The organism is [Muricauda] lutisoli (nom. illeg.) (genome assembly GCF_017313105.1).
In the GTDB taxonomy this organism is placed as follows: Bacteria; Bacteroidota; Bacteroidia; order Flavobacteriales; family Flavobacteriaceae; genus Flagellimonas; species Flagellimonas lutisoli.
The window spans coordinates 20,865-46,638 of the sequence record NZ_JAFLND010000001.1 but is presented as its reverse complement, the minus strand read 5'-3'; the positions used below and the strand labels follow the sequence as shown (position 1 = coordinate 46,638).

The following is a 25,774-nucleotide window of genomic DNA, read 5'->3' as shown; positions in this document are numbered from 1 at the left end:
GTATCGATACTTAAATGATCAATCTACTTCTTTGATCACCAAAGTCGAATCCTGAAGACGCAGTTTTAACCAGGCCAACATTTTTTTGGCATCCGATTCCTTTTGACTTGAACTCACACCGCTTTTCCAATTCACTTCAAAAACAGGTATGGTATCCGTTTTCTTAAAATCGGTTCGAACTTGATATGAAAAACCCAATGCATCGATATTCTCATAATTGGCCTTGGCCTCTGCACTAATATTCTGGAAAGGAATCTGTTTGCCCGCGTTTTTGGTCAAAGTGGCCAGCTCTTCTTCGAGCAGTCGAATTTGTTCGTCTTTGTTCAGCAGTTCCGCTTTGTTTTTTTCATAAAGTTCACTCACGTAATTGAACTTTTCCTCAGAATCGTCTTTTCCTCCTTGTATAATATGGAGCTCTGCATTCTTTAGCCTTGAGAATTGGTTTTTTTGTGTGCGCCAAGTATTTATCACATTCTCCGGAACCAATTCATCCCCCATAAACACAACTTCTATCATGGAAGCTCCATCATCCACATATTCCAATTTTGTGAGGTTGTCCACATATCTACCGGAACCATCAAACTGATACACCTGAACCGTTTCCTGCAAAAACTCTTGGGCCTGTTTTTTAAAAAGTGATTCTTGAAATACTTTATAAAATGTAAAACCTGCGGGAATCATTACCAAAATGCCAGTAATCGAAGCCAAACGTGCAATGAGTCTCCTCCTATGGGAATTTGCGTATCGTACCATCGGAAACCTTAAAAACTTGATGACCAGAAAGGTGGCCAAACCAATAAAAATGGTATTGATGATAAAAAGGTACATGGCACCTGCCGCATACCAAGGTTTTCCTATGGCCAAACCAAAACCTACGGTACATAAGGGAGGCATCAGGGCGGTTGCGATTGCAACACCAAAGATAACACTGGCAATGGTTCCTTTTTTGGCTCTGGCGATCACAAGAGCCAGTCCACCAAAAAATGCGATCAGCACATCTCGGATATCGGGCTTGGTCCGCGCCAGCAATTCCGATGATTCATCCCGTAGTGGAAAAAAGTAGAAAAATAGAAACGCGGTTATTACACTCAACACCACCATTACAGCAAAGTTTTTGAGCGATCTTCTCAATGTATCGATATCATTTATGGCCAAGGACATGCCCATTCCCAAAATGGGACCCATCAAGGGAGAAATAAGCATGGCACCGATAACCACTGCTGTAGAGTTTGCGTTCAATCCAATGGAGGCAATGAAAATGGAACATACCAAAATCCAAGTAGTATGGTTTTTAAAGGGTATATCGGCAATTATGGATTCCTTTGTGGCCGCGGCATCTGTATTGGAACGTATTTCCAATAAGTCCGATAGGAACTTGCGCACACTGCCCAAAAGACCTTTAAAATCCTTTTTTACCTCATCTCCACTATCTTGATTGGGAGCTGTGGTTTCCATACCCTTTTTTTGTTCTTCGCTCATCTATTACGCAAACTGATCCCCAAATTTTTCTTTTACTTGGTTCAATACTTTTTTAATATCCTGTTGTTTGTCCTTTGGATAAATCAAGAGCACCTCTTCCTTATCCACAATAATATAGTCTTCCAGACCATCTACCACAACAACTTTCCCTTTTGGGGTACGAATCATGTTCCCTTTGGCATCTTCCAACAGTACTTGGGCATTCACAACGGCATTCCCATCTTCGTCTTTATCAAGTTTGTCGTAAAGAGCTCCCCAGGTTCCCAAGTCGTTCCAATCAAAAGTAGCTGGCAGGGTATAAATGGATTTGGATTGCTCCAAGATAGCATAATCGATGGATATGTTTTCCGCTTTTGCATAATTTTCTCGAATAAAGGCTCTTTCTTCCGCAGTGTTATAACTGGAAATCCCTTTACCAAATAATTCGTATTGACCTGGCTGGTATTGTTTAAAAGCTTCCACTATGGTCTCCACGCTCCACATGAATATACCTGCGTTCCACAAAAAGTTGCCTTGTGCCAAAAACTCCTTTGCGGTTTCATAATCTGGCTTTTCCCTGAACTGGGACACCTTTTTTAGGTTTTCGTCACTTCCCTTTTCAAATTCGATATAACCAAAGCCCGTATTTGGGAAGGTAGGCTGAATACCCAAAGTGCATAGCGCATTTTCCTCTTCACATTTATCAAAGCAGGCGGTCACATCTTTTTCAAATGCAGCTTCGTCCTCTATCCAGTGATCACTTGGAGCTACGATCATTACCGCATTGGGATTCATTTTTTGAATCTTTAAGGAAGCATACAAAATACAGGGGGCCGTATTTCTCATGGCCGGTTCCAACACTACTTGCTCCTGCTTTACCATCGGCAATTGTTCCAGGACCAAATCGTTGTAACGCTCATTGGTCAAGATCAAAATGTTTTCGGTGGGAATAAACCTATTTAAACGATCAAAGGTTTTTTGAATCAAGGTTTTTCCCGTTCCCAACATATCATGAAACTGTTTGGGGTTGGATGATGTACTTACAGGCCAAAAGCGGGAACCAACTCCGCCTGCCATTAAAACCGCGTAATAATTCTTGTTCATTTTTGAAGTTTTCTACTTTTTTTTGGCTAACCTGCCACATCTTTAACCAACTCTACCTCTGCATTTGGCTGGAACAAATATAATCTCCCAGTGGATAACTCCACACATTCGTATCGTTTTACTTTTTTGCTCCCTTTTTTGAACAACCTGCCGTTGTACAGTCTAAAAACACTGCCCATGGGCAACTCGTACACATAACTGTGCTGCCGTTCTTCCTCATCAAAAGCTTTCAGTGCAATGGACAATCTGGCATCGGTGCTACTACTGGCCTTCGGATTTTTAAAATGGTTAGCGATAATGGGCAACAATTGGGAGGGAAATACTTCTGGCCTAATAAAGGGAACCATTAAGTGCTGAAAGGTACGCTTCCATTCCATTCCGTGCGGTTTTATTCGACGACCATAGGATTCAAAGGCCACCAAATGCGCGATTTCGTGGACAAGGGTAATCAAAAACCGGTATTTGTTCAATGAGGCATTTACCGTTATTTGATGCAACCCATTGGGCAACCTACGATAATCACCATGCCTTGTTACTCTATGGTTTACAATTTTTAGATGTACCCCATGCGTTTTGATGAGTTCAAAACAGGGAGCTACGGCAAGCTCTGGAAGGTATTTTTGAAGGGTATCGTTCACTGGGATAAAGTTACAAGTTTATCCAGAGTATCTATAATGAGAAAATCTAGGGCGTACTATTACTTACCTGAAGCAGCTTTCCATTGTAGAGTTTTTGTCCGGTCAAGGCAAAATCTTTGATATATGTGGCCATCTCCAATGCTGTAACGGGAGCTTTATAGCCTGGGAATGCTTCTTCCAACATTTCGGTTTGCACGGCGCCCAATGCCAGCACGTTAAAACTCGGCCCTGTTTCCTTGTACTCTTCCGCCAATAGTTCCGTCAATGTAATCACCGCTCCTTTACTTGAACTGTAAGCGGATAATCCAGGGAATTTCATGCTCCCTTGCACTCCTCCCATCGAACTCACAGTAAGCACATGCCCTTCTTGGCCCATCATAGGCAGCACGGTCTTTGTCATTTCGGCCACACCGAACACGTTTACTTTGTAAACACTTTCAAATTCTTCCGGTGTCGTTTCCGAAAATGGCTTGTTCAGCAATCGGCCCGCATTGTTAATGAGCACATCTACTACATGCCATTGCTTCAAAAAACGGTTCAACTTTTCATAGTCTGTTGCGTCGCCTAAATCAAACGAAAAACAATGCACATTGGGAAGGTTTAGATTTTTCACAGGCTTTTCATTCCGAGATAGTGCCAATACTTGATGCCCTTCTTGGGCAAATAGTTTAACCAGCTCAAATCCAATACCCCTACTTGTTCCCGTTATAATAATGTTTGCCATAATCAGATAGCGATTTCCTTCTATTTTGTCAGTTCAATTTCTTGTGTGGCTGCATTGGCAATCCCCTCAATTATTGGAATGGTATTGTTTACCAGTTGGGCCATATGGGCAAAATCCATAATATCAGGTTCATCCCCTACTTTGTGGTAGTGATTAAAATTGGTAAAATCAAAAGTGCAGAAGGTATGTGAAGGCACTCCGAACTCCTCATGAAACGGGTAATTGTCCGATCGCTGGTACAAATTGAATTCTTTCGCCGTAGGCAGGAAACCTACCAGTTTCTCACCAGCATATTTATTACTCACTTCGGCCAAATTGGACATGTCATAACCAGTGATGTACATAAAATAATCTTTTCCCTTCAAGGGAACACCGGTCATTTCAAAATTGAGCATGGTATAGAGGTTCAGATCTTGCTCTTTTAAGGTTTTGGCCAAATGTTTTGATCCCAACAAACCTTTTTCCTCTGCACTGAACAAGGCAAAAATCAAACTACGTTTGTTGGTTCTCTGAGTCCCAAAATAACGGGCCATTTCCAAAACCGTAGAAGTTCCTGAAGCATTATCGTTGGCTCCATTGGCAATGGCATCCCCATTTTCGGGTTTTACAATACCAATATGGTCGTAATGTGCTCCAATCAGGATGTACTCATCTTTTAATTCAGGATCATTGCCTTCAACCACTCCAACGATATTATATGAGGGCTTTTTGAAGTTTGAGAGGGTATCCCTATAGGTTTCAAAATATGGCTCAAGTCTGTAGGATTTAAAATAAGTCTCTATATACTTTGCTGCCATTTCTATCCCTTCGCTACCCGAATCCCGTCCTTTAAGATCATTGGACGCCAAGTAGTTCATCATTTCACCTATTCTTTCCGAATTGGTAAACATATCCTCCGAATCCGGTAAAGCTGGCGATGCAATTACCGTGGTTTCAGCAACCTGTGTAGAACCGCAGTTCATTGCAAAAAGAGTTGCCAAGGCGTAGATCAGTATCTTCATTTTTTTTGATTTTTGAATTCTTTAAAGATAAAAAAAGCATCCCGATTAAGGATGCTTTTGATCATATGTTGTTGAATGTACCTTTTGGCTACGTTCGATGGAACATTGGAAAATTAGGCCAACATGGTCACTGGGTTCTCCAAGTATGCCCTCAATGTTTGAAGGAATTGAGCCCCTGTTGCACCATCAACTGTTCTATGGTCGCAGGCCAATGTAATCTTCATGGTACTACCCGGTACAATTTCTCCGTTTTTAACCACTGGCTTTTCTACAATGGCCCCAACGGACAAAATCGCAGAATTCGGTTGATTGATAATGGAAGTGAATTCCAAAATACCGAACATTCCCAAGTTGGAAACGGTAAATGTACTTCCTTCCATTTCATCTGGCTTGATTTTCTTGTTTCTTGCCCTTCCGGCCAAATCTTTTACAGCAGTTCCCAATTGCGTCAGGCTTAACTGATCTGCAAATTTTATTACAGGAACCACAAGACCTTCATCTACAGCCACAGCAACGCCCATATGCACGTGATGTTTGTAAACAGTAGTATCGCCGTTCCAAGATGTATTTACCTGTGGGTGCTTTTTGAGCGCCATGGCGCAAGCTTTCAAAACCATATCGTTGAAAGACACCTTGGTGTCCGGCAAATTGTTGATCTGCGAACGCGATGCCTTTGCATTGTCCATATCCACTTCAATAGTAAGGTAGTAATGAGGTGCAGAGAATTTGGACTCGCCCAAACGCTTGGCAATCACCTTGCGCATTGTAGAGTTTTTAACTTCTTCCACGCTCTCCTCACCAACAGGCAGGGCAACTGGGGCTACCGCTGGAGAAGCTTCGGTTTTTTCTGCTGATGGCGCAGCTTTTGCAGCAGGTGTAAAGTTCTCTATGTCCTTTTTAACTATTCTACCGTTATCACCTGTTCCTTTTACATCGGCCAAATTGATGCCTTTTTCCTCAGCGATTTTTTTAGCCAATGGTGAAGCAAAAATACGCTGTCCATCTTGTGTGGCAGGTGCTGTTTCTTCTTTACTGGATGATTCTTCAGCTGCTTTTGGAGCAGTCTCTTTGGAAGCTTCCTTTTTTGGTGCGCTCTTGGAAGAGCCACCACCGGCTTGTGCCTTTAACACAGCATCGACATCGGTTCCTTCCGGCCCGATAATGGCCAACAACGAATCCACAGGAGCTCCTTCTCCTTCTTGAATGCCGATATGCAAGAGCGTTCCGGAATAGAACGATTCAAACTCCATGGTAGCCTTGTCGGTTTCAATCTCCGCCAAGATATCCCCTTCCTCTACCTCATCTCCAACGTTCTTTAACCAGCTGGCCACAGTTCCCTCCTCCATGGTATCACTCAATCGTGGCATGGTAATAATTTCCACTCCTTCGGGAATATCGGCAGGTTCGCTTGCAGAAGTGGCACCCTCCGCTGCTTCGGGCTCTGAAGTTTCTTCTTCTTTCGCTGAATCGGAAGAACTTTCCGATCCGCCATTCAACAGACCTGAAATATCTTCTCCTTCCTCACCGATTATGGCTAAAAGTGAATCAACCGGGGCACCATCACCTTCCTCTATTCCGATGTGGAGCAAAGTCCCTTCATGAAAAGATTCAAATTCCATGGTGGCTTTATCGGTTTCGATTTCTGCCAATATATCCCCTTCTTCGACTTTGTCCCCTACTTTTTTGAGCCATTTTGCCACGGTTCCTTCTTCCATGGTATCGCTCAATCTAGGCATGTTGATTACTTCTGCCATCTAATTATAATTTATGTTGTAAAAATGGATAGTCTTCTTGCTCGTAAACGGTGTCGTACAACTGTTCTTTTGGTGGGAAATCTGACTCTTCAGCAAATTTCTCGCACTCTTTCACTAAGTCCTTCACCTTTTTATCGATTTTCTTAAGGTCGTCTTCCGATGCGTATCCCTTCTCAAGAATCACATCTTTAACCTGAGTAATCGGATCTATCTTTTTATACTCTTCTACTTCTTCTTTTGTTCTGTAGTGCTGGGCATCGGACATGGAGTGACCGCGATATCTGTACGTCTTCATCTCTAAGAAAGTCGGTCCTCCTCCTGTTCTTGCACGCTCTATGGCCTTGTCCATTTCCTTGGCAACAATGGCCGGATCCATTCCGTCTACCGGACCACATGGCATTTCGTAACCAAGACCCAACTTCCAGATGTCGGTAGAGTGTGATGTACGGGCCACGGAAGTTCCCATGGCGTAGCCGTTGTTTTCACAAATGAACACCACTGGCAATTGCCATAACATGGCCAAGTTAAAGGCCTCGTGCAGCGAACCTTGCCTAACAGCACCGTCGCCCATGTAGCAAAGTGTTACGGAATCCCTTTTAAAATACTTGTCGCCAAATGCCAATCCAGCTCCCAAGGGAATCTGCCCACCTACAATTCCATGTCCACCATAAAAGCGGTGTTCTTTGGAGAAGATGTGCATGGAACCACCATTACCTTTGGAGGTACCTGTTACTTTTCCATATAGTTCTGCCATCACTTTTCGAGGATCCACTCCCATACCAATAGGTTGAACGTGGTTTCGATAAGCAGTGATCATACGGTCCTTTTCCAGGTCCATTGCATGCAATGCTCCTGCCAGAACCGCTTCCTGACCATTGTAAAGGTGCAGAAAACCTCTAACTTTTTGCTGAATATATACGGCGGCAAGTTTATCCTCGAACTTTCTCCAGAAAAACATGTCCTCGTACCATTTAAGGTAAACTTCTTTGGTGATTTTTTTCATCTACAGTTGTATTAAATGAATTTCGCCCTGTGGTAGGGAAAGCAAAAATACATATATATCTGTTTTGGAAAAAGAATTGAATTAAGAATCGCCCAAAAATGAGCTATTGAATGCCAATGGCAAAATATCCGCGGTGGAATTGCACTTGTATATAGGGCCAGTTTCTGAACTTAACAACAACGAAATCGGGCTTTTCTGCTTTTGTTCATACTCTATAATGGACTGCCTACAATTGCCACAAGGAGCAGCAGGTTCACCATCCGCTTCCTTGGATGAAGAAGCACTGATGGCAATAGCCTTTACGGGCATCCCGGGGTATTTTGCCCCGGCATGAAAAATGGCCACACGCTCGGCACATAAGCCTGAAGGATAGGAAGCGTTCTCCTGATTGTTCCCGATGACCACTTCGCCATTCTCCAAAAGAACGGCGGCACCAACCTTAAATTTGGAATATGGCGCATAGGCATCCTGTCTTGCTGCCGCTGCATGCCGTAACAATTTTTGCTCGTTTTGTGACAACTCTGATGCATCATCAAAAATGAGCAGTTCAAAACCGATTTTCTTTTTTTTCATCTAAACCCGAGTGTATTCCAAAAATAGAAAAACCTGCCCAAGGGACAGGTTTTCATTCATATATTTTATATCCTTTTTAATCGTTGTAGAATTCTTCACCGAAATTAAAGGTAAGGGAAAATCGCAATGTGTTTTCCAAAGGATTTCTTACTTGTGAGGTAGAGAACAGATAGGAAAGGTCTATTTGTGCTGATTTAAACTTGAAACCGGCCCCGAGCGTAAAGAATTTTCTAGATCCTTTTTCTTCACTTTCGTTAAAGTAACCACTTCGCAACATAAATGCCTCTCTAAACCTATACTCGGCACCCAATGCCCATGTTACTTCCTTGAGCTCTTCACCGAACCCATCGGGCGCATCGCCAAAGGATTCGAATATTCCATTGAAAAAACTGATGTTTTGGTATTCATCATTATCTTCTGCCGTAATTTGCCCGTCACCATTAAAATCCCTGGGCGTTGGAACCAATAGCTTATTAAATTCGGTACTTATGGCCAAGACATTGTCTTGATCAAAAATAAAATCGAAACCTCCACCGAATTTAAGGTTTGTAGGCAAAAAGTTCTCTTGCCCCCCAGCATCATATTGTAAAGAACCGCCTAAGTTGGAAATATTGAAGCCCGCTCTCCATCGACCATCATAATTACTGTAAGCAATTTCTCGGGACCGATAGAAACCTGCTATATCCACAGCAAAAGCATTGGCCGCCTGTGAATCTTGGGAACTATCCTGAAAACGAAGATTAGAACTTATGAATCGACCTCCGATTGCCATGGAAAAACTCGGACTCAGTTTTAAAGAGTAAGAACCGTCCAAAGCAAATTCATTGGGCTTGACCAGCGTGGGTTGTTGATCAAAAGTCTGCCTTAGTTCAATTTCCCCCAATCCAAAATAACGAAGTCCAAAAGCAAAGGCACTCCGATCATTTAATTTGTTATAATAATTGGCATTTAAAAGGGAAACATCGTTGACAATGGTTTCCAGATACGGGGTATAACTGATTCCAACTCCAGATTTTTGGGTAGCAAAGGCATATTTAGCGGGATTCCACTGTTGGGAATAGGCGTCAAAAGAAGTTGCCACACCCATATCCCCCATACCGGAAGCCCGTGCATCTGCAGCAATGGTCAAAAAAGGAACCGCTGTCGTAATCGCTCTTTCTTGCTGTGCGCTCATCCAAGGGGCAATGGCAAGCAGCACTACACATAAAAGTAACTTTCTCATTATAAGTATTTAGCGTTTAGTAAAGTTCAAGATCCAAGATATACCCAATGGATATATTATGAGTAAACGTTGATTTCCAGAAATTCTTGTATTATAGGTATGTTTTTTAAAATTACCAGGTAGGGCTTTTCCCAAAAACTTACCTGAAAATTTTCATTGGAAGTAATTTAATCGTTAAAAGCAAAGGTTGCCATACTAATTTGGCACCTTCTCCGTTACTGAAGTGTAGCGTTAGCCAATTGCAGCGCCACCAGAAATATTTGATGAGCACAAAATATAATGGTAAAAACACCGTTTTAATGCCATTGAAGGATTTTAAAAATCAAAACAAATCGAAGTTACTGAGGGTATAAAGCCCTGAGTTTTAAAGTACTCAAGCCCAAATTATGAAAAAACACTTAATCAAAGTTGTACTTTCTTGCGCCGTAGTAATGGGAGGTTTTTCAAGTTGTAAAAACTCTTCCTCGTCAAAGAATGTCTCCAGAGCCACTGGTTGGAAAATTAATGCCAAAGAAGGAGGATTCCAATATAATTCGGACTTTAAAGAGCAAGAAACTCCTCCAGGGACTGTATTTGTAGAAGGTGGAACATTTACCAAAGGTAAGGTCCAAGACGATATCATGCATGATTGGAACAACACTCCGACCCAGCAGCATGTTCAGTCTTTCTACATGGATGAAACCGAGGTGACCAATGTAATGTACTTGGAATACTTGGACTATCTGAAGGAAGTATACCCTCCCGACAACCCCAATTATGCCAATATTTATAAAGGTGCATTACCCGATACCTTGGTTTGGAGAAACAGATTGGGCTTTAACGAAACCATGACCAACAATTATTTAAGGCACCCAGCTTATGCAGAGTATCCCGTTGTTGGTGTTAACTGGGTACAAGCCACTCAATATGCCGAATGGAGAACGGACAGGGTAAATGAAGTTATGCTGGAAAGAGAGGGCTACCTTGCAGAAGACACTAAATACAAAGTATTGAACGGAGAGTTGGATGGTACTTTTAGCACAGAAGCTTATTTGAACAATCCAGAATCTGTTTATGGAGGCGAAATTGACTCGCTACAAGGAAAACAAAAACAAGACTCTATCAACGCCTTTGCCAAAAGAAGTAGCGGTATAATAATGCCCGCCTACAGACTACCTACCGAAACTGAGTGGGAATATGCAGCACAGGCCCTTGTTGGAACCAGAGAGTACAACAATTATAGAGGTAGAAAAAAATATCCATGGGAGGGTGATTACACTCGAAATGGACAACGTGTGGGACGTGGAGACCAATTGGCCAACTTTAAGCAGGGTAAAGGTGATTACGGCGGTATTGCCGGATGGTCCGATGATGGTGCCGATATTACCGGAGAGGTCAAATCATACAAGCCCAACGATTTTGGACTGTACGACATGGCCGGTAACGTGAATGAATGGGTGGCAGATGTATACCGTCCAATTGTTGATGACGAAATAAGTGACTTCAACTACTACCGTGGAAACGTTTTCATGAAAAAAGCCATTGGAGAAGACGGAAAAGTTGAAATTTTGGAAGATAATATTGTTTATGACACCTTACCGAACGGTAAAATTGTGGCCGTCAATCTTCCCGGGGAAATAAAAGAAGTTCCTGTTACAGAGGAAGAAACCTACTTGAGGACCAACTTTGACAAGAGTGACAACAGAGGTTTCCGAGATGGTGACCCAGGTTCTTCAAGATTCTTCAGTCGTTTTAGCGATGAAGAAGACAATCAAAGAATGTACGATTCTCCAAAACACAAGGTAGAACGTAACGACGAAGGCGAATTGGTTCGTCAGTATGATGAATCCAACTACAGAACCTCTTTGATCAACAACGAAGTTCGAGTTTACAAAGGAGGATCTTGGAGAGATCGCGCCTACTGGTTGGATCCCGCACAACGTAGATACTTGCCACAATATATGGCAACAGATGATATCGGCTTTAGATGTGCCATGTCCAGAGTTGGATCTAAATCCAGGACCAAGAAAACGGTACGACACAAAAAAGCGAGATAAAATAACTTCTTGAGTATTTTAAAAAGCCCCGGCCAAAAGGTCGGGGCTTTTTTTTATCTTCGATTTATGACAATGAAAGAGTTGCACGCTCTATTTCTGGAGCACCCAAAAATATGTACGGACACTCGGAAAATCACCGAAAACTGTATGTTCTTTGCCTTAAAGGGCCCCAATTTTAATGGCAATGCATTTGCCCAGGAAGCCTTGGACAAAGGTGCTGCTTACGCCATAATAGATGAAAAAGAATTCAAAACGTCCGACAGATTTGTTGTTTGCGAAGATGTTTTGGGCACTTTGCAAAAATTAGCGACCTACCACAGGAATTATTCAAAGGCCAAAATAGTGTCGTTAACGGGCAGTAACGGAAAAACAACGACCAAAGAGCTCATCAATGCGGTCATCACCAAAAAATACAAAACCATTGCCACCCAAGGCAACCTCAACAATCATATTGGTGTTCCCCTGACCTTGCTTTCCATAAAGGAGGACACCGAAATCGCCATTGTGGAAATGGGTGCCAACCATCAAAAGGAAATCGAGTTTCTGTGCAGCATTGCCCAACCCGATTTTGGTTACATCACTAATTTTGGAAAAGCCCACTTGGAGGGGTTTGGAGGCGTGGAAGGCGTTATCAAAGGTAAAAGTGAAATGTATGATCATTTAATGGCCAACGACAACTACGTTTTCTTTAATGCCGATGATGACATTCAAAAGGAAAAATTGACGAACTACACCAAAAAGATGGGTTTTAGCACAAAAAACCCCAACTATTACAACATCAAATTCCTTGGGGTGGACCCTTTTGTTTCCTTAGAGGCAGAGGGCACGCAAATACAGACGCAACTGGTGGGCAAATACAACTTTCCCAATTGTTGTGCGGCCATTTTAATGGGAAAATATTTCAACGTACCCATGGACGATATCAAATCGGCCATTGAAGCCTATCAGCCACAGAACAATAGGTCCCAGTTACTGTCCAAAAATGGGTTTGATATTGTGCTGGATGCCTATAACGCCAACCCTACCAGCATGAAAGCTGCTCTGGAAAACTTTAGTTTGATGAACGCCCAAAGAAAAATCGTGATCCTAGGCGATATGTTCGAACTTGGGAGCACGGCTGCCGAAGAACATCAGGCCATTGCAGATGTTGCAAACGAATTGGGCTTTGATGATGCCTATTTGGTCGGGGAAAATTTCCATGGCACCCATACCAAGCTAAAAAAGTTCAAATCTTTTGATGATCTTAAGGCGTATCTCTCCAAAAACCCTTTGGAAAAAGGGGCATTGCTGATCAAAGGCTCGCGAGGAATGGCGTTGGAACGGGTATTGGATTTGTTGTAACCCCACCGCTTATTTGAACTTCACTTAAGGTGTTTTGGAAAATCCATCCGACCGCCCAAAACTCTTACAATGAATATTTTCTCATTTTCCACAAAATAGAATATGACATGTGCCTTGTACCTATAGCGTAGCAACATTTTGTCCTTTACTGCCACATATCTCTTTCCGAGTTCAGGGTTATCGCCCAAATCAGCCAACATAGTTTTGAGTCCCTGGGCATATTTAAAAGATTGCTCCTCACCGAACTTTTTTATGGTGTATTTGGCAATGGCCTTCAAATCTGCCTTTGCCTTTGCACTAATGACAAACTTATTTTTCGGCATTGTGCTCGTTTATTGCTTCTTCCCAAATACTATCTATAGTAGCATCCGTCGGACCGCTTTCAATTCCTTCGATCAATGCTTCGTTCAAATCAACGATACGTTTTCTACGCTCTTGATCCTTTCGAATTATATCCCTGATATATTCACTGTCGTTAGTGTAAAAACCCTGCTCGATCAAACTTTTGACAAAGGCATCCTGTTGTTCCGTAAAAGTGATAGATTTTCTTATTACCCCCATATTGAACCAATATTATTAATAATGATTCAATTTAAGCAAATAATTTGGTGTAGGCAACAATCGGTTAGTTGAACTTTTTTGTCAAGATATTTTATCTTCAATCAGCTTTAATGCCTTTTTAAATTCCATATTGTGAGTCGGTGAAGTTTGATAAGTCCAGTCACCTCCATTTTTCAATACAATCTTTAAAATCCAAGGGTCTTTTTTAGCAAAAATTCGTCCAGCTATTGAAGACGTAATATAAAACCTCACAAACCAATTGTCACTTGGGTTGTAGTGTGAAACTCTTTTAACATCAGAAAATTTAAATGTCCTGAAGTGCCAATAATCCAATGCCTTTACTTGGAATTCATCATTAAGAATTTTAATTACAGGAAATCCCTTTTTCTCAACTCTTAAAATTTCGTTTTCTATTGATTCCTTGATGACAATCGTTTATTTGAACTTTATTATTCAAGTGATTTTAAATATTTCTTTCTTAAAAATTGGTTGTAATCATCAATGACCAATCCATTTGAAGTGTAAAAAAACACTGAATCTGATTTAATTTTCTTAACAACCGAGTCACCAATTTGAAGTTGATCAAATAGTTCTCGATATACTTTTAATTGTGGTCCTTTTTTTAGATAAATCAAATTTTTACGGACTGGGTTTTCATCAAACTTTGCCGAGACAGTTGCTTTGAATCCAAGGCCTTTAAATTCAAAGTATTCTTTTTTAATATAGTAGTCAGTATTTAAAAACCATATAATCACTCCAAATATTGGAATGAAAATTCCTAAGATAACTTTTCTAACTTTTTTGAATTCTTGGTCATTCATTTACAAATACCGAATCGTTTATTTGAACTTTGTTTCTGAATTCAATTGATTCCTTTAATCCTATTAAACTCATTTTTATAAATCCACCTATTGATATTCTTTCTATTCCATTGTGATATAGATTCAAGGGCTTCACGCGTATCTTGACGAAGTCCTGTTAAATCTATACAATCAATGAGTTTGATGCTGTCTTTCCTTGTTAAAATGCATTTATTGCTTTGAGGTAGTTTTTCAATCTTATCTTCTGGCTTAATATCATCCAAAATTTCATCCCGATTAAAAACCTGCAATATAGAATCTGACCCATCAGAATCTATAATATGAATAACTAACAAGCCACCTTTCCACAACTCTGTTCTTACTACTTCACCTTTAGCCCCAGGCATAATGAATTCTTCATTATACATCTCTGCTGCTGTCCGATTATCACAAGAAAGGCAGAAGAGAACCAATGATATTATCCACAAATGTTTTCTATTCAACTACCAAATCGTTTTATTGAACTTTAAATGGATTATGGATTTTAAGTTAGGTCATTTCATTAATGAAATCCATATCCAACTTTCTATTTTCGGTGAATGATTTGCTTATATACTCTAGAACTTGTCCGATTTCAATCAACTTTTCATCTTCTATATTCGAAATTTGAAATAGGTCATTTTGATTATGATTATACCCAATACTCGATTGAATACGGTATGCTAATTCCCAAATTTGAGAACAATACCGTAATCGCTGGATCTCGGATAATTGTCTAGAATTTAATCCATCAATGTAGATTATCAATTCTGCAAACAAGGAATTGTCAAAATAACCTTCTTGATGTAGTTTTTCATAAAATGAACCTTCAGATACATTGAGGTTTTCCAATAGCAAATCCATTAATCTTGCAATCGTTTATTTGAACTTTTCTTTATTTATAAAATTTTAGCCACCTCTATTCCAATAAAATACAATCCCGTAATAAATAAAATTATAGGCAGGATTATGCCCTTTATTGTATTGTGGTTCAATTCTCCTTCATTTATTCTTTTTCGTGCTAGAGGAAAAATCCAAATAGCTACAATCAAACTTAGTATGCCAAGAATCAATAATTTGTAATCCACTTAAAACTTAATTTAGGAATCGTTTATTTGAACTTTGGCTACTGGTTTAGAGATGTAAATAACTTTTATGTCTCCAAAACGAAATCAGATAGATTATTCTTTTACTTACTTCAGCCAGTATAAACTAAAAAAAAATTATTACTATAATAACAAACCCAACTGCACCATATTTCATATTTAGGCTTGTCTCCAGGTCTTTGTTTTTCCTAAGTGATTCATCCTGTTTTTTTCCAGCTACATCTATATTTAAAAACGAACCTAATCCAATGTCCCAAAAATGGAAATAAAAACATAGTGCTAATTGTGTTTATAATTTCAAAAGCTTTCCCAATCGTTTATTTGAACTTTTCTAAATGTAGGAAAATTCCAATAAACAAGATTTGGATTTTCGATGAAAAAGAAAAAAGAAGTGGTCCAATAGTTTTGAATCGTTTATCTAAACCTTATTTCGTCGAGACAAGGAGTTCTCTTACGTCTACATCCAAAACTTTAGCAATCTGAAACAGAGTTTCAACCCTGGGCTGCATATCATTCCTACACCATTTTGAAACAGTATTTGTATTCATACCCAATTCGCCTGCCAACCAATTATTGGTTTTCCCCTTTTCAGCTAAAACTGCCTTAACTCTATTATAGACTGGTTTATCCATAGTAAATGCTATGATTCAGCTATAAAAATAATTAAGAAAAATAATTGTTATTCGTATTAAAATATGCCTTATTAGGAGATTTAAAAATCTTTATATAATTTTGAAATGCTTTAAAGGGAGATAAATAAACTTTTAAAGTTTTTATTAGAGAATAAAAGCATAATAATGAGCAAAAAATTCACCAAATCCGACATGGAGCAAATTATCTCCCTACAACAGGAGAGCTTACAGGCCCTACAAAAGGCATTGGGCAATTTGCGGCACCAGAATGAACGTTTGGAGCGCAGTAACCAAAAACTAAGAAAAAGGATAGCTGAATACGAGTAGAAAAAGTGGGATATACTGGATTCGAACCAGTGACCTCTGCCCTGTCAAGACAGCGCTCTAAACCAACTGAGCTAATATCCCATGGTAAACGGGCTGCAATATCGGAAATTAATCCCAATCTCCATACTCTGCAGAGTTCTTTGATGTTTCGTGCAAAGTAATATGCAGTAAATGACCCTTTTTTAGCTTGGGTTTCAGGATATCGTAAATCACTTTTACAAAATATTCCGTGGTCGGTAGCAAGTCCTTGAACTCCGGGCAATCCTCGTTCAAATTTTTGTGATCAAAACGTTCCTCGACCTCATCCCTTATCAAAGCACCCAAATCGGCAAGGTCCATCACAAAACCAGTATCGGGGTCAACCTCGCCCTTTATCCTCACCTCTAGGTCAAAATTATGACCGTGAAAACTTGGACTGTTGCATTTACCGAACACCTCAATGTTCTTCTCCTTGCTCCAATTAGGATTATGGAGCCTGTGTGCGGCATTAAAATGGGCTTTTCTGCAAATTGTAGCAATCATATTGCAAAGGTAAACCCTTTTTATGCAATCCATATTTCAGGATTCAAAAAATTAGGTGCATTTGCCAGCTTTCGTTTCCGTTTGGCATTGAAATTCACATGCGTTCTTACTAACTTTATGCAAAAGGCAGCAATGCCGTCAGAAGTACAATTATTTATAAAAATCAAATAAAAAACACATACTATGAAAATCACCTATTTAGGTCATGCCACATTACTAGTGGAGATGAATGGAAAAAAAATACTTTTCGATCCTTTTATTACAGGAAACGAAATGGCTTCGGATATCAACATCGACGATCTTAAAGTCGATTACATTTTTGTGACCCACGGCCACCAGGACCATGTACTCGATGTAGAAGCCATTGCAAAGAACAACCCGGAGGCACTTTTGGTCTCCAACTTTGAGGTAGCGACCTGGTTCGGCAACAAAGGTGTTGAGGGTCACGGGATGAACCATGGCGGAAAATACACCTTTGATTTCGGAACGGCCAAATATGTGAATGCCATCCACTCGAGTATGTTGCCCGATGGCAGCAACGGGGGCAATCCCGGTGGCTTTGTGCTCTACGATGACTCCAAATGCATTTACATTGCCGGGGACACCGCACTGACCAAGGATATGGAACTTATTCCCAAAACCTGTCCGAAATTGGATATTGCGGTGCTACCCATCGGGGATAATTTTACCATGGGCTACGAAGACGCCACCATAGCAAGTGACTTTATTCAATGCAACACCGTGATCGGTTGCCATTACGACACTTTTCCTCCGATTAAAATAGATAAACCCAAAGCAGTCGAGTATTTCGAAAAGAAGGGCAAAAAATTACTATTGCCCGATATTGGGGAGTCCATTACCGTTTAAAAACAAAAAGCCTTCGAAAAATCGGAGGCTTTTTTTGTTTCTGGTTTTATATAGATTTTAAGGTCAATACAATTCAACATTTTTACAAAATTTTGATTTGGGCATAAAAATAGGTGTCAAAATAATTTATATAAGATTATATTCACGCATTGTTTTTTCTGCAATAAATTATGGATCATCTGGATTTCAGACTTTTTACAACAGTTGTATTTGCAGCTATTTTTGGGGTTTTTGCAGTTTACCACCTGCTGTCTTACCTAATATTGAGACATAAAATTTTACTTTTTTATTTTATCCTGATTTTAGGACTTACCTTGCATTGGGCCCTTTCTTTTTTCATCAATAATTCGTTTGACGACACCATTGCAAAGTTTGCGGACAAAGCCTCCTTGACCACTGCGATGCTCACTACTTTTGGGCTGTTGATGTTCACAAAGAACTATCTGAACATCACAAGGAAGCCATATCCCAAATTATCTAAAATCTACAGGTCTTTCATATTCATCGTGGTAAGTCTTCCGGTATTGCACCTGGCCAATACCCTTTTTACAGGAATAGTCTGGTTCAATGATGCAATTGTGATACTTGCGGCAATTACCTCAATGGCTTCCATATTTCTGAACATTTTTGCCGGATTTTGGCTTTTCAACGCTCAAAAATTCAATAAGTACTACCTATATTCCTACGCTCCAATATTATTGGCAGCCCTATTGTATATAAGCGGATGGTTTTTGAAAAGACAATTCAGTTTCAATGCAAATCCAATCCTCCTGACCTCTTCAATTTTGGTTACCCTGCAACTTATTCTTTTCTCGCTTTTACTTGGTTTTAAATTTAAATCGATTGAAGACGAGACCATGAAAATTCAACTGGAGGCGAACCAAAATCTTATATCCGAGGTAGACCGGCAGACCAAAAACCTACAAATCGCGAACAACTCTCTTGAAATACAAAATGATGAGCTGGAAAGGACCAATAAGCTCAAGAACAAACTATTCTCTCTAATTACCCATGATGTAAGGGCCCCACTTAACAATATCAGTGTAATCATCGCAATGATAGAAGAACAGATACAGGATGATGAAATGAAGCAAATCTTTGAAAAACTCAAAGGTGAAATTTCCGATAAAATCGATATGGTGAACGGACTGCTTCAATGGTCCTACAGTCAACTCGAAGGGATAAAACTCAATAAGAAAAGATGTGATCTACAGGAGGTGTTTACAACCGTTAAAAATGAATTTGAAAGAATTGCAGAGGACAAGGATATTACCATAAAGCTGGAGGTGTCACATGCTGAAATCGTTACGGATGAAAACATTTTAACAGTCATTTTACGGAATTTGATTTCCAATGCCATCAAGTTCAGCCACAAGGGTCAAAAAATAGAGTTGTGGTCAAAACAAAGTTCCGGACATATTGAAATTGGGGTGAAAGACTTTGGAACAGGCATGGATTCATCCTGGTTCAATCAGATAGTACAAGGCGACAAGCCACAATCAACAAGAGGTACATTTGGTGAAAAAGGCACAGGTTTTGGTTTGTTGATCACCAAAGATTTTGTGGAAATGTTAGGAGGTGAAATAATCTGTGAAAGCCAAATAAATGAGGGCACAAACTTTATTTTACGCTTTAAACCTGAACTTGAGGAACGTACTCTTGATTCAAAGGCTTAAAACAGATGTTTGAATCCCGATTGATATTGGATCACCAAAAATTGTTGTTTCCTAAAAATCTGTAACGGGCGTTTCTGGAAGGGGAGCATCAATCTTAAGATACTTTTGAATATCTTCCATATTCAATGGCTTGTTGACAAAGCCGCGCACATATTTTTTAAAATTCTTGGACATTTTTAAATCATCCTCCATAATAGATGAAGTAACTATCACCACATCTATAATTTGTGGAAACTTTTCAAGATACATGAACTCCAAGAATTCAAATCCGCTCATCTCAGGCATATTGATATCCAAAAAAACGATGATCCTTTCGGAAGAATCTTCTCGAAATCGAAGATTATCCAAGGCCCATTCCGGATTTGTAAAGCTTTTGACTTTGTCTTCAAGCCCCAATTTTCTGAATTGCAATGCATTTAAGGTATTGATGAGCTCCTCATCATCAACCAAGTAAATTTCCTTGTACATATCTTAAAGTTTAATGTTCATTGAAATTAGCAGCTTTGCATATGTATTTGGAAATTTTGTTGTGAAAACAGAAAAATTGTATGCAAACCAATTTATTTGATTGCATATGGAATGCTTGAAAGATGAACAAGGTTTTTTTGAATGTCCGGTCAAATGTAGTAAGTCCAGGTAGCACAAGCATATTAAAAAAAAAGGAAAGCATGTTACCTCATTTTGCAGGGATGGCCGTACTAAGGGTCATTCCTTAAGCTAATGAACTACTCCTACCCCGAGCGTCGAAGAGTTCTTGGGATCCATAAATTCAAAAGTTGATATTTATCATTTACTGTAAATCAGGCTTTTGCTACTTTAAAGCTGTTTTTAATCAAAAGGCCAGAGCATATGGATTACTTTGTAGGTGGTGATACCTTGAAAGAGGGCGACCGGATTAAACCCAGGAAAATCAAACAAGCGATTGTTGAAATCGTAAGCGATTCAGGCGAAGGGGCCCAAAAATGTGGACAAAGCTTCGGAGCAATTTCCGCAAAAATGGGAAATGGCGTTTGGACCGTTGAAATCATTCCGGCAGAAATACAACCACCCGCACGCTCCCGAGAAGGCGCCTCCGGAATCCGGGTGCGTATCGGTTCCGATAAAGTGAGTAATATGGGAAATCACGCTGATCTGGTAATCGCCCTCAATGAACAGGTTGTGTATGGTCGAATCCGCCAAGATGCCTATAATGATAATACCCTGATGTTCATCGAGAATAAATGGGCCAAAAGCGAACAGGAAACCATTAGACAGCAGTACTCGGAAGCGCTACTGAAATTTAAGGAATTGGGCATTAAGGTGGTGGAGATCCCCATGGAAGAGGAATGTCTGAAACTAATGCCCGATCCCCGCAAAGGTAAAAACATGTGGATCCTGGGCCTGCTCTCCTATATGTACGATCGTGATATCCCCAAGGCCGAAGATCAGATTCGAAGGATTTTTAAAAAGAAAACCGATGCGGTAATAGATTTGAATATCAAGTTGTTGCACGCAGGATATGATTGGGCCAGAGAAAATCTTCCCTTTCGTTATGAGGTGACGCCGATGGATGTGGATAATGATATGGTGGTCATGAACGGAAATGAAGCCCTCAGTATGGGCATCATGGCATCGGGTATTGAACTGTGTTCGATGTATCCGATAACGCCTGCGACATCCGTATCCCATCACCTGGCCGAAAATTTTGAAAGGGTCGGGGGTATCGTGCATCAGGCAGAAGATGAGATTTCTGCGATCGGATTTGCGATCGGTGCTTCTTTCGCAGGGAAACCGGCAGTAACGGTTACCTCGGGACCGGGATTGGCACTCAAGACCGAGTTTATCGGCTTGGCCGTCATGGCTGAAATCCCACTGGTGATCATCGATGTTCAGCGAGGAGGCCCCTCTACCGGATTGCCGACGAAGGTTGAACAGAGCGACTTGTTGGCAGCGATCTACGGGGAGGCAGGGGATGCCCCAAAAATCGTGCTTGCAGCCGCTACCATCGAAGAGTGCTTTCACTTTGTTGTTTTGGCACGCAAGCTTGCCGAATCATTCCGCACGCCGGTCATATTATTGAGTGATGCAAACCTGGCAACAGGGGTACAACCCTTCCCGCGTCCAAAAATCGACCCCTTGTGGCTGACCAATCCCATCGATCAGAGCCCATGGAAGGATGGGGCCTTGCCATTTGAATGGGATGAAAATACAGGAACCAGCAAAAGGCCGATTCCGGGGCAGAAAGGCGGTATGTATACCGTAACGGGACTGGCCCATGGACAGACGGGAAAGGTGGCATACGACCCGGAGATCAATCAGGCCAGCGTCGAAAGCCGAAGCCGAAAGATCGCGTCTTTCCAGAAAAGCCTTAAACCACCAAAGATCAACGGTGACCCGGAAGGTGATATCCTGCTGGTTGGTTGGGGATCTACACTTGGTGCCATAGAGGAAGCCGTAGCCGATGCCCGTGCCGAAGGACTAAAGGTAAGTAGCCTGCACTTGCGATTTCTCTTTCCCATCGTTCCGGGGCTGGTTGACATCTTCAATAGATTCAAAAAAGTCATCACCGTTGAGATCAATTACAGTGATACGCTGGGCCACCCGATGATCACTCAGGAGAATCGCCGCTATGCCCAGTTGGCGTGGCTCCTTAGGGCAAAAACACACATGGATATAGATTGTTTCAGCAATGTCTACGGGCAACCCCTGAACCCCGAAAAGGTATTGAAAATGATCAAGCGCGAATTGATAATTGAAAACTCCGAAGTCAAAGGATAAAAACTGTAATAGTATGCTTGTACAAACTCATGAATATTGTTCTGTCCCCTCCCAAGACCATGATTATGGTATGGAGGATTATGGTAAAGGCGTAGCCCGCTGGTGTCCGGGTTGTGGGGGCCACTCCATACTCACTACGGTACAGCGCGTCTGCAAGGACATGCAATATGAACCTGAAAAAACGGTGGTGGTCTCCGGTATCGGATGCAGTGGTCGATTTCCACATTATATGGGAACCTATGGGTTTCACGGCCTTCATGGAAGAGCATTCCCGGTAGCCAGTGGCGTGAAGTTCAGACGACCGGACCTCAACGTTTTTGTTGTAACCGGAGATGGGGATTGTTGCTCAATTGGTGCAGCGCACTGGGTACATGCCATTCGGTACAATATGAAAATGGTGGCATTGCTCTTTGATAATGGCATTTATGGTTTGACCAAAAAACAAACTTCACCCACCAGCCCGTTGGGCACCCATTCCAATACACACCCTAGGGGTTCCGTACTTCCTCCGATCAACCCGATACAAACTACCTTGGGATTGGCCAATGTTTCCTTCGTGGCTCAGACCGTGGATTGGAATTCCGCTCATCTCTATGCGACCGTACGAAAAGCGGCAGAACATCCCGGCCTCGCCTTTGTGCGTATCGTTCAACGGTGTCCTGCGTTTATGCGCGATCTCTATGGTGATATTGCTGTCAACCCGAAAAACCTTATCCTGCTCTCACACGAAAATGGGATCAATCTGAAACCAAAGGCCCGGAAAGCCTTTGGTCGAGTGATCGAGCACGATCCTTCCAATATCCACAAGGCCAGGGAACACGCAGAGATCAATAATGGCATTCCGATCGGTTTGCTATATCAAAATACCGACAACGCCCGCTATGATGAATATGGAGCTCACAATCTCGGAATGGGCGTTGAGGAAAAAAAGCAGAATCTGGAATCCTTATTGGATCAATATAGTACTAGTAATTCAGTGTAATGAACGAAATAAATAATTCAAATACGGATCAGATCCTCGACTGTTATACCAATAGGAACGTCGTGGTTACTAGAGAGCAAGAACCCGCACCTCAGCATGAGGAATTGAAAAGGTATCGCGATCAATTGCACAAATACTTTGTACAGGGTGTAAAAACGGACTTTTGCCAAAATATTAACGTGGCACCGATTTTGTCCGCCCCGTGCTTGCGGGACATGTTACCTGCCATGCACTATCCGGTACTTTTCGAGCCAGAAAAAAGCAATATCTGCAGCCTTCATGAGCGACTCGAAGTGTTGATCTCAAATCATTGTGCTTCGGACATCGGTAGAGCCTTGATCGAGAAACTCCCTTCCATCCTCTTGTCACTTCAAGGGAAACTGCAAGTGGCTGAACCGGATCTTAATTATGGCTCCCAGGTACATGAATTGATGGAACTAATGGGCAATGCTTTGGGCGACGATACGCCCAAGGATTTGCAAGAACATTTAGATCCAATAAAACAAAAACTCCTATCCTACAAAGGGCCCATCATGGGTTTTGGTGCACGGACTCCTTTTCAACTGCTCAATATTCATTTGAAAGCGCGAATTGCCACCTTTTCAGAGTTCATTGCCCTTATGCAACGGAAACTATCCGGATTGAGTGAAATTGTCGACCTTCAGGATAAGGGCCAAGAAAAGGACAGTACGCATTTTGAGTTTGCCAGGGACCTTTTGTCTTTAGACGAAGTACAGGATGTCGCACCTCGGAGGGTTAGTTCAGATCTGCCAAAGACGAGACTCAAGCAAATTCGGGATAGCATAAAAGTACTTTCCAACGCTGTGAAATCTTACACAGAGCATCCCAATAAGATCTTTATCACAAAAAAACTACTGGAAAGCTACGGTCTTAAAGAGGTGTTTGGACAGGCAACTATTGAAGTTGTGGAATCTGACGCCATATCGCATGCCAAAGTCTATTTGGAAAAGGAATTGTCGAACTTTGTAGCACTGATCCGAGCGATGCGTTTGGCGGAGCTTGAGATAGGACAGACCTACGATGAATCTTTGCACGATGCCTATTTTGCAGGATTCGCCGCGTCCTATCTGAATTACGGGGATATCAAATATTTCCCCCCTATCATTGTTATTGACGAGAGCCGCAATATTGCCGATCAGCCAAAGGATTTTCTTTCCCTTTTGTCAGACGGGGCCTTTGTTAAGGTTTTCGCCATCAACACATTGAACGACATCAATTTGCCTGTCGCAGCTTCTGAGTTGGAAGAAAGCTCACTGGAGATTGCATCACTGGCCATCTTTCGCAGAAATGCCTATGTGTACCAGGGAAGTATTGAAGACCCCTACGCTTTTGAAAATGCCTTACGTCATGGTCTGAACGCCACCGCACCGGTACTCTGGAACGTATTGCTGCCGGATGCCAGGTCGGAAGATGGCCCCGGTTGTCCCATCCGGATCCATAGGGCGATCGAAAGCCGGCAATTTCCACGCCTGACATACGATATCGAGGCCGGGATGGATTTTGGAAGCCATTTCAATTTGGAGAACAATCCGCAATGCGAGCTCTTATATCCAAATCAAGTTCTGGAAATCAAGATTCCCGGTGGTAAGCATACGGAACAGATTAGTCTGAGCTCAGCGGATTATCTTGCTATGGAAACCCGCAATCTGCAAACCCTTGAGATTATTCCCGACTGGTATCAAAAGGAAAATCTGGTATCTGTAGTAGACTATCTTTCAGCCGATCCAGAGTCCCAGATAGGAAAGATACCCATCATTCAGGTAGTGGATGAAGACTACAAACTGCATAGGGCAGCCATTCCTGCATCCTGGCTTCAACGGATAAGAAATAGGCTGGACTATTGGCGTTTTTTACAGGAACTCGGGGGTATCAAGAGCCAGCATTTTGAAAACAAGTTGTCGAGGTCCAAAGCTGAGTGGACACAGGCCAAAGAAGTAGAACTAAAAGAACTGGAAGCGCGGTTGTCCGAGGAGTATGAAACCAAAAGATCCGCTGACATTGAAAAATCCATCTACAATATACTCTTTGCACTCATGGAGGGAAAAACCGACTTGGCTAGCCTTGCGGTCAATTCAATCGCTCCGGCGCCCGTTAGCGTAACATTGGAAGCGGATGAGGAATCCGTTGAAACAGTCCCAGCTCTGGAGGAAACACATAAAGAAGAAGTATCGGTGAGCGAAGTTGCCTGGGTGGAAAGCGATGAATGTACTTCTTGCAACGATTGTATCAATGCGGTACCCAATGTTTTTAAATACAATAGTAACAAACAAGCCCACGTGCACAATCCCAAAGGCGACACATACGCAAAGATCGTTGCTGCAGCAGAGAAATGCCCGGCCATGTGCATCCATCCGGGTTTGCCCCACGACCCGAATGAACCCGGGCTGGAGAAATTGTTGAAAAGAGCAGAGAAATACCAATGACCCAGTGGGCCTGTTAAAAACGGTAAATGATATGGGCAGTGGCAAACATCCCTGTTGCCGCACGATTCCCATCGTTTGGCAAATAGACCACCATCAAACTTCAAAAACTAAGCATATTTTTCATTCCCCCGTTTTTTATAAAAGGGAAAAGAAGAAGGCCTAAGGAGTTTGTTTAAAAAGGATATTTGTGATAATTATGAAATGTTG

24 protein-coding genes and 1 tRNA gene are annotated in these 25,774 nt (G+C 41.5%); 8 read left to right on the top strand and 17 right to left on the bottom strand.

Going from position 1 to position 25,774, the window contains the following annotated elements; genetic code table 11:
* Nucleotides 1-18: 18 nt before the first annotated feature.
* The 9 genes from J0X13_RS00215 to porV form a co-directional block, all read right to left on the bottom strand.
* Nucleotides 19-1,479, bottom strand: a complete 1,461-nt coding sequence (locus J0X13_RS00215; RefSeq protein ID WP_207069506.1) for a DUF389 domain-containing protein — start codon at nt 1,477-1,479, stop codon at nt 19-21.
* 3 nt (nt 1,480-1,482) lie between these two features.
* Nucleotides 1,483-2,562: a mannose-1-phosphate guanylyltransferase gene (locus tag J0X13_RS00210; RefSeq protein WP_207069505.1), complete on the bottom strand. Its 1,080-nt coding sequence runs from the start codon at nt 2,560-2,562 to the stop codon at nt 1,483-1,485.
* A 26-nt stretch (nt 2,563-2,588) separates the two neighbouring features.
* Entirely contained in the window at nt 2,589-3,200 is a 612-nt protein-coding gene (locus tag J0X13_RS00205) for a SprT-like domain-containing protein (RefSeq protein ID WP_207069504.1), read from the bottom strand.
* A 46-nt stretch (nt 3,201-3,246) separates the two neighbouring features.
* Nucleotides 3,247-3,924, bottom strand: coding sequence for an SDR family NAD(P)-dependent oxidoreductase (locus J0X13_RS00200; RefSeq protein ID WP_207069503.1), 678 nt, complete (start codon nt 3,922-3,924; stop codon nt 3,247-3,249).
* Nucleotides 3,925-3,944: 20 nt separating this feature from the next.
* Nucleotides 3,945-4,925 (bottom strand): M28 family metallopeptidase, encoded by a 981-nt coding sequence (locus tag J0X13_RS00195; protein WP_207069502.1) that lies wholly within the window; start codon nt 4,923-4,925, stop codon nt 3,945-3,947.
* 113 nt (nt 4,926-5,038) lie between these two features.
* Nucleotides 5,039-6,679: a pyruvate dehydrogenase complex dihydrolipoamide acetyltransferase gene (locus J0X13_RS00190; RefSeq protein ID WP_207069501.1), complete on the bottom strand. Its 1,641-nt coding sequence runs from the start codon at nt 6,677-6,679 to the stop codon at nt 5,039-5,041.
* Between the two features lie 4 nt (nt 6,680-6,683).
* On the bottom strand, nt 6,684-7,682 hold the full coding sequence (pdhA, locus tag J0X13_RS00185) for a pyruvate dehydrogenase (acetyl-transferring) E1 component subunit alpha (protein ID WP_207030387.1): 999 nt from the start codon (nt 7,680-7,682) through the stop codon (nt 6,684-6,686).
* 81 nt (nt 7,683-7,763) lie between these two features.
* Nucleotides 7,764-8,255, bottom strand: coding sequence for a cytidine deaminase (gene cdd, locus J0X13_RS00180; RefSeq protein WP_207069500.1), 492 nt, complete (start codon nt 8,253-8,255; stop codon nt 7,764-7,766).
* A gap of 76 nt (nt 8,256-8,331) precedes the next feature.
* Nucleotides 8,332-9,477, bottom strand: a complete 1,146-nt coding sequence (gene porV / locus J0X13_RS00175; protein ID WP_207069499.1) for a type IX secretion system outer membrane channel protein PorV — start codon at nt 9,475-9,477, stop codon at nt 8,332-8,334.
* 386 nt (nt 9,478-9,863) lie between these two features.
* On the opposite strand from porV, the gene gldJ reads away from it, so the two are divergent.
* Both gldJ and J0X13_RS00165 read left to right on the top strand, forming a co-directional pair.
* Entirely contained in the window at nt 9,864-11,513 is a 1,650-nt protein-coding gene (gene gldJ / locus J0X13_RS00170) for a gliding motility lipoprotein GldJ (RefSeq protein ID WP_207069498.1), read from the top strand.
* A gap of 66 nt (nt 11,514-11,579) precedes the next feature.
* Entirely contained in the window at nt 11,580-12,854 is a 1,275-nt protein-coding gene (locus J0X13_RS00165; RefSeq protein WP_207069497.1) for a UDP-N-acetylmuramoyl-tripeptide--D-alanyl-D-alanine ligase, read from the top strand.
* A gap of 20 nt (nt 12,855-12,874) precedes the next feature.
* Here the strand turns inward: J0X13_RS00165 and J0X13_RS00160 are convergent, their stop codons facing one another.
* The 5 genes from J0X13_RS00160 to J0X13_RS00140 form a co-directional block, all read right to left on the bottom strand.
* On the bottom strand, nt 12,875-13,177 hold the full coding sequence (locus J0X13_RS00160) for a type II toxin-antitoxin system RelE/ParE family toxin (protein WP_207069496.1): 303 nt from the start codon (nt 13,175-13,177) through the stop codon (nt 12,875-12,877).
* Entirely contained in the window at nt 13,164-13,415 is a 252-nt protein-coding gene (locus J0X13_RS00155; protein WP_207069495.1) for a type II toxin-antitoxin system ParD family antitoxin, read from the bottom strand. Before J0X13_RS00155 ends, J0X13_RS00160 begins: the two co-directional genes overlap by 14 nt.
* 449 nt (nt 13,416-13,864) lie before the next feature.
* Nucleotides 13,865-14,236 carry a hypothetical protein gene (locus J0X13_RS00150; RefSeq protein ID WP_207069494.1) on the bottom strand — a complete coding sequence of 124 codons (372 nt, stop codon included), beginning with the start codon at nt 14,234-14,236 and terminating at the stop codon, nt 13,865-13,867.
* A 41-nt stretch (nt 14,237-14,277) separates the two neighbouring features.
* Nucleotides 14,278-14,718, bottom strand: a complete 441-nt coding sequence (locus tag J0X13_RS00145) for a hypothetical protein (protein WP_207069493.1) — start codon at nt 14,716-14,718, stop codon at nt 14,278-14,280.
* Between the two features lie 1,067 nt (nt 14,719-15,785).
* Entirely contained in the window at nt 15,786-15,992 is a 207-nt protein-coding gene (locus J0X13_RS00140; RefSeq protein ID WP_207069492.1) for a helix-turn-helix transcriptional regulator, read from the bottom strand.
* Between the two features lie 165 nt (nt 15,993-16,157).
* Here J0X13_RS00140 and J0X13_RS00135 point away from each other — a divergent pair, with 165 nt between their 5' ends.
* Complete coding sequence (locus tag J0X13_RS00135) at nt 16,158-16,319, top strand: hypothetical protein (protein WP_207069491.1); 162 nt, start codon at nt 16,158-16,160, stop codon at nt 16,317-16,319.
* Between the two features lie 6 nt (nt 16,320-16,325).
* Here J0X13_RS00135 and J0X13_RS00130 read toward each other — a convergent pair.
* Together J0X13_RS00130 and J0X13_RS00125 are read right to left on the bottom strand one after the other, a co-directional pair.
* A tRNA-Val gene (locus J0X13_RS00130) sits at nt 16,326-16,400 on the bottom strand.
* Nucleotides 16,401-16,427: 27 nt separating this feature from the next.
* Nucleotides 16,428-16,841 (bottom strand): 6-carboxytetrahydropterin synthase, encoded by a 414-nt coding sequence (locus J0X13_RS00125; RefSeq protein WP_207030397.1) that lies wholly within the window; start codon nt 16,839-16,841, stop codon nt 16,428-16,430.
* Nucleotides 16,842-17,024: 183 nt separating this feature from the next.
* On the opposite strand from J0X13_RS00125, the gene J0X13_RS00120 reads away from it, so the two are divergent.
* Complete coding sequence (locus tag J0X13_RS00120) at nt 17,025-17,708, top strand: metal-dependent hydrolase (RefSeq protein WP_207030398.1); 684 nt, start codon at nt 17,025-17,027, stop codon at nt 17,706-17,708.
* 170 nt (nt 17,709-17,878) lie between these two features.
* Nucleotides 17,879-19,384: a sensor histidine kinase gene (locus J0X13_RS00115; protein WP_207069490.1), complete on the top strand. Its 1,506-nt coding sequence runs from the start codon at nt 17,879-17,881 to the stop codon at nt 19,382-19,384.
* 51 nt (nt 19,385-19,435) lie between these two features.
* On the opposite strand, the gene J0X13_RS00110 is transcribed toward J0X13_RS00115, so the two are convergent.
* A complete protein-coding gene (locus tag J0X13_RS00110) occupies nt 19,436-19,852 on the bottom strand; it encodes a response regulator (RefSeq protein WP_207069489.1) in 417 nt (138 codons plus the stop codon).
* A 381-nt stretch (nt 19,853-20,233) separates the two neighbouring features.
* Here J0X13_RS00110 and J0X13_RS00105 point away from each other — a divergent pair, with 381 nt between their 5' ends.
* From J0X13_RS00105 to J0X13_RS00095, 3 genes are read left to right on the top strand one after another with little or no spacing between them, the layout of a single operon-like run.
* Nucleotides 20,234-22,141: a 2-oxoacid:acceptor oxidoreductase subunit alpha gene (locus J0X13_RS00105; protein ID WP_207069488.1), complete on the top strand. Its 1,908-nt coding sequence runs from the start codon at nt 20,234-20,236 to the stop codon at nt 22,139-22,141.
* Between the two features lie 13 nt (nt 22,142-22,154).
* Nucleotides 22,155-23,123, top strand: coding sequence for a thiamine pyrophosphate-dependent enzyme (locus J0X13_RS00100; RefSeq protein WP_207069487.1), 969 nt, complete (start codon nt 22,155-22,157; stop codon nt 23,121-23,123).
* Nucleotides 23,123-25,567, top strand: a complete 2,445-nt coding sequence (locus tag J0X13_RS00095; protein WP_207069486.1) for a ferredoxin — start codon at nt 23,123-23,125, stop codon at nt 25,565-25,567. The genes J0X13_RS00100 and J0X13_RS00095 overlap by 1 nt, the downstream gene beginning before the upstream one ends.
* Nucleotides 25,568-25,774 lie beyond the last annotated feature (207 nt).